A 5,134-nucleotide genomic window follows, 5' to 3' on the forward strand; every position below is an offset into this window, starting at 1 on the left:
CCGAAGGGCTGCCGCCGGTCTTCACCAAGTTCGCCACCAGCATCAGCGGCCCCGTCACCGAGGTGAAGCTGCCGGACGGCGGCCACACCGACTGGGAGGTCGAGCTGGTCGCCGTCATCGGCCGCCGCGCCGAGAACGCCTCCGAGGCGGACGCCTGGAGCCACGTCGCAGGACTGGCGGTCGGCCAGGACATCTCCGAGCGGGTGTCCCAACTGGCGGGCTCCGTGCCCCAGTTCAGCCTGGGCAAGTCCTACCCGGGGTTCGCCCCGATCGGGCCGTGGCTGGTCTCGCCGGACGAGTTCGAGAACCCCGACGACCTCGAACTGCGCTGCTCGGTCAACGGCGAGGAGGTCCAGAAGGGACGCACCCGCGACCTGATCTTCTCCGTGCCGGCCCTGATCGCCAAGCTGTCCGCCGTCCTGCCGCTGCTGCCCGGGGACGTGATCTTCACCGGCACCCCCGCCGGCGTCGGCCTCGGCCGCGACCCGCAGCGCTGGCTCTCCCCCGGCGACGAACTCGTCAGCACCGTCGAGGGCATCGGCGAACTGCGCCAGACCTTCTCCGCCTGATCCGGCCGGACCCCGCCGGACAGAGAAGCCAAGGAGTTCCCCGTGGCACTGCACCGCCTGACCTCCATCACCATGGGGGTCCCCGACGTCGCCGAAACGGCCGACTACTACACCGACTTCGGTCTCCTCCCGGACGGTTACGGCTGGTTCACCACCCGGGACGCCGGACGCCAGCTCCGCATCGTCCCCGCGCCCACCCGCCGCCTGGTGGAGGTCCGCATCGGCGTCGACACCCCCGACGACCTCGCGTCCGCCGCCGCCCGACTGAAGCGGCTCGGCACCGACAGCACCGTCCAGGGCCACACCCTGTCCGCGTACGACCGGGCCACCGCCGTACGCGCCGTCCTGGAGGTCACCCCCCGCCTGGTGCAGGACCCGGTGCCGGCCACGGCCTACAACGGCCCCGGCCGGGCCGAGCGCACCGGCTCGCGCGCCCCGGGCGTCCTGCGCACCGGCCGGGTGCGGCCCCGCAAGCTCGGCCACGCCGTCGTCGGCACCACCGACTTCGACGCCACCACCGCCTTCTTCCGCGACGGGCTCGGCTTCAAGGCGTCCGACTACATCAAGGACCACGGGGCGTTCCTGCGCTGCTCCACCGACCACCACAACATCCTGGTCCTGGCCGCCCCGGTCGCCTTCCTGCACCACTCCTCCTGGCAGGTCGACGACATCGACGAGGTCGGCCGCGGCGCCGCCGCCATGCTCCGGGACCACCCCGAGCGGCACGTGTGGGGCCTGGGCCGCCACCACGCCGGCTCCAACTTCTTCTGGTACCTCAAGGACCCGGCCGGCAACTTCAGCGAGTACTACTCCGACATGGACTGCGTCGTCGACGACCAGCTGTGGACCCCGGAGGTCCTCGAAGGAGCCAAGGGCCTGTTCAACTGGGGCCCGCCGCCCCCGCCGTCCTTCCTCGCCCCCGACGATCTCGCCGCTCTGATGACCGGCGCCCACAGCCCGACGAGGTAGCGCCACCACGACAGGCACCTCCACGCCGGTGCACGACGTCGCCATCGTGGGCTTCGGCCCCGTCGGGCAGGTGCTGGCCCTGCTGCTGGGCCGGCAGGGGCACGACGTCGTCGCCGTCGAACGCTGGCCCAGCCCCTACGACCTGCCCCGGGCCGTCCACTTCGACCACGAGATCGGCCGGATCTTCCAGGCCGCCGGGGTGGCCGAACGGGTCCGGGCCGTCACCGACCCCGTCCCCGACCACTACGAGTGGCGCAACCACGCCGGCGAGCCGCTCGTGCGCCTCGACTGGTCGGGCAACGGGATCTCCGGCTGGCCCACCGCCGGCTTCTTCTGCCGGCCCCGGCTGGAGGCCGTCCTCGCCGAATCCGCCGAGGACCTGCCCACGGTCACCGTCCGCCGCGGCTGCGAGGCCGTCGACCTCGTCCACGGCGAGGACCACGTCGACCTGACCACCGACGGACCCGACGGGCCGGGCACGATCCGCGCCCGCTACGTCATCGGCGCGGACGGCGCCAACAGCTTCGTCCGCTCCGGCATGGCCACCACCGTCACCGACCTCGGCTTCTTCCACGACTGGCTGATCGTCGACACCCTGCCGCACGAGCAGAGGTCGGCCGGGGGCCGTTCACGGCCGAGGTGTTCCTGGAAGATCCGGAGGTGGTACGTCACGGGCGCTGCGGACGCGGGCCGGGCACGGCGGTCACGGGCGCCGCAGGCCCGCGCCGCCGTGCCCGTCCGCTCAGGCGAGGGCGAACTTCTGCGCGCCGGAGCCGTTGCAGTCCCAGATCTGCAGCCGGGTGCCGTTGGCGGTGGCGCCCGACGGCGAGTCGATGCACCGGCCGGTGGTGGGGTTGGTCATGGAGCCGTCGGCGTTGGCGATCCAGTTCTGGTAGCCGCCGTTGTTGCAGGTGGCGAGTTGGAGCTTGGTGCCGTTGGCGTTGACGCCGCCCGCGATGTCCAGGCACTTGCCGAGGGTCTGCAGGGTCTGGCCGCTCCAGGTCCACTTCTGGTCGAGCGAGGTCGCCTGCTGGCAGTCCCACAGCTGCACGGCCGTGCCGTCGCCGCCGTTGTCGTCACCGGCCACGTCCACGCACTTGCCGCCCGGCCCGTAGACCGGGGTGCCGATGGCGAACTTCTGGGCGCCGGAGCCGTTGCAGTCCCAGATCTGCAGCCGGGTGCCGTTGGCGGTGGCGCCCGACGGCGAGTCGATGCACCGGCCGCTGGTCGGGTTGCGCAGCGAGCCGTCGCTCTGGCGCACCCAGTTCTGGTAGCCGCCGCTGTTGCAGGTGGCGAGTTGGAGCTTGGTGCCGCCCGCGCTGTTGCCCCCTGCGATGTCCAGGCACTTGCCGAGGGTCTGCAGGGTCTGGCCGCTCCAGGTCCAGTGCTGGTCCTTGGCGCCCGACTGGCAGTCCCACAGCTGCACGGCCGTGCCGTCGCCACCGGTGTCGTCACCGGCCACGTCCACGCACTTCCCGCCCGGTCCGGTGATGGTCTGGCCCGTCACCGTGCCGCCGCCACCGCCGCCGGAGCCCGGGCCCTTGTTGTAGACGGCGACCGAGTCGATGACCAGCTTGCCGCCGGAGACGGTGGCCGCGTTCGGGCCGCCGCCGAAGGCGTCGGGGAAGCCGCCGCCGATCGCCAGGTCGTAGATGATGAAGAACGGGTGGTCGACCGCGTTGGCCCAGGTCGTCGCGTCCACCTGATTGGCGTTGACGGTGTAGAAGTTGCTCCCGTCCAGGTAGAACCGGATCTGCTCGGGCGCCACCGAGCGGTCGATCTCCACCGCGTAGTCGTGGAAGCCGGTCTGGCAGCCCGGACAGGCCCGCTCGCCCGATCCGATGCCGGTGGACTCGTTGCACGGGCCGCCCGGGTTGACACCGCAGTGGAGGGTGCTGAAGACCGAGCTGCGGCCGTTGATGTCCTCCATGATGTCGACCTCGCCGGACTTCGGCCAGGTCACCCCGTCGCGCAGCGGCGCACCGAGCATCCAGAACGCGGGCCAGTACCCGGCGCCGTTGGAGGTGTTGACGTCGGGCTGCTGGAGGACGGACTCCATCCGCACCACCCCGCCCGCCGGGGCGCCGAAGGACGCCGACTGGGTCTCCACCCGGCCGGAGGTCCAGCCGGCGCGCGGGTCGGAGCCGGAGTGCAGCGCCCGGAGCACCAGGTGGCCCTGGCCGTCGTAGTAGACGTTCGAGGTGCTGCTGGTCATGGTCTCGATCTCGCCGGTGCCGAAGTTGCTGCCCGGCCCGGTGTCGTACTTCCACAGGCCCTGGTCGATGCCGGTCCCGGCCGCGCCGTTGAAGTCGTCGCTCCAGGTGAGCGAGAAGCCCGACGGCAGCGCGGGGGCCGCGACCGCGGTGCCCGTCGTCGCGGTGACGGTGGCGGCCACCGTGAGCGCGACGACGGGAACCAGCGAGAGCGCCCTCCTCCACCTCTGCTGTCGTGTCCGTGCCTGCTTGAGTCGCATGTGTTCAGCCTCCGAGAGAGGGATCCGATTGCGCGGGACCGGCAGGGGCCGGCGACGTCCCGGGCCGCACCGCGCGGACGGAGCCACGCCGGCCGCCGGACGTCCGCCCTGCGGTTCGACACCGACGCCCGGGACGGTGACCCGACAAGCGGGTGCCGCTTCCCGAACGCGGACGCGTCCGCCCGTGGGAGCCGGGGCGGGAGACGAACGCCCCGCAGGCGTCCGGGCCGAAGTCCACCGGCGCACGCGGGGCGGGAACGGCGCACAGCACTGCGGCCGCCCCTGGAGCAGGGCATTGGAACGCCAAAGCCCTTACTGGGCAGTCGAGTTGGGCGGTGCGAATTCCGAGCGGTGAACTTATTGGACTGAACCAATGAAGTCAATAGCGCACCTCGCACCCCCGCCCGGGTGGAGGCGAGGACTTTCGCCAAAGGTCTGGACGTGCGGCCCGGTCGATGGTTGCATGCCGTTCTGTTCGCTCATTCCAACGTTGGAATCACCGGTGCGGGCAGCTTCCCGGCCCCCGCCCCGGGCCTCCACCGCCACACCACTCCACCGCTTCCACCGCCCCACCGCTTCCACCCCGGTCGAGGATCCGAAGTCCCCGTCCGGACGCCCACCTCCCCCACCCACCGGAGAGCGGATCATGGTGAATCCCGATGGCTTCGGCTCCCCGTCGACCTGCGGCGCCAGTCGGTGCCGCTCAGCCACGTCACCGCGCAGGCGGCGAGCAACGACGGGCGGACGCCTCGGGAACACCGTGGACGGCGCCCGGCCCCGGGTGATCAACGACCGCTGGCCGGTGCTGGACCACCCGGAGCACGGCGGCCGGCCCAACACCTTCGCCCAGCACGACCTGGGCCGCTCCTGCCCCGACGCGGACGGACAGCCGGGTGCCTGGACAGTCGGGTGCCCGGCCAGCCGGGTGCCTGAACGTCTCGCTGTCCCGGCCGCACCGGGGGGGCGTCGGGCGCCGGGCCGCCCCGTCACCGCTTCTGCCCCTTCCCGGACGGTTTCCCGCCCTTCTCCCCCTTCTCCCCCTTCTCCGCCTTCTTCCCGCCGTCGGCGCGGGGGGCTTCCGCCGGGCCGGCCCCGGGCCGCGCCGCGTCCTGCGTGGCCGGGC

4 protein-coding genes and 1 pseudogene are annotated in these 5,134 nt (G+C 72.5%); 3 read left to right on the top strand and 2 right to left on the bottom strand.

Annotation, left to right across the window (positions count from 1 at the left end):
• From ACFUEL_RS33705 to ACFUEL_RS33715, 3 genes and pseudogenes are all read left to right on the top strand, one after another.
• A partial coding sequence (locus ACFUEL_RS33705; RefSeq protein ID WP_380241057.1) for a fumarylacetoacetate hydrolase family protein occupies window positions 1–569 on the top strand: 569 nt, incomplete at its 5' end.
• A 42-nt stretch (window positions 570–611) separates the two neighbouring features.
• Complete coding sequence (locus ACFUEL_RS33710; protein WP_380241059.1) at window positions 612–1,538, top strand: VOC family protein; 927 nt, start codon at window positions 612–614, stop codon at window positions 1,536–1,538.
• A 70-nt stretch (window positions 1,539–1,608) separates the two neighbouring features.
• A pseudogene (locus ACFUEL_RS33715) lies at window positions 1,609–2,076 on the top strand (FAD-dependent monooxygenase); the annotation flags it as partial.
• On the opposite strand, the gene ACFUEL_RS33720 reads toward ACFUEL_RS33715, so the two are convergent.
• A complete protein-coding gene (locus ACFUEL_RS33720; RefSeq protein ID WP_380241060.1) occupies window positions 2,031–2,210 on the bottom strand; it encodes a hypothetical protein in 180 nt (59 codons plus the stop codon). The pseudogene ACFUEL_RS33715 and the gene ACFUEL_RS33720 sit on opposite strands and share 46 nt — an antisense overlap.
• 70 nt (window positions 2,211–2,280) lie before the next feature.
• Complete coding sequence (locus ACFUEL_RS33725) at window positions 2,281–4,011, bottom strand: ricin-type beta-trefoil lectin domain protein (RefSeq protein WP_380241062.1); 1,731 nt, start codon at window positions 4,009–4,011, stop codon at window positions 2,281–2,283.
• Window positions 4,012–5,134: the final 1,123 nt, after the last annotated feature.

The sequence above is a fragment of the Kitasatospora sp. NPDC057198 genome (assembly GCF_042670125.1).
Classification (GTDB): Bacteria; Actinomycetota; Actinomycetes; order Streptomycetales; family Streptomycetaceae; genus Kitasatospora.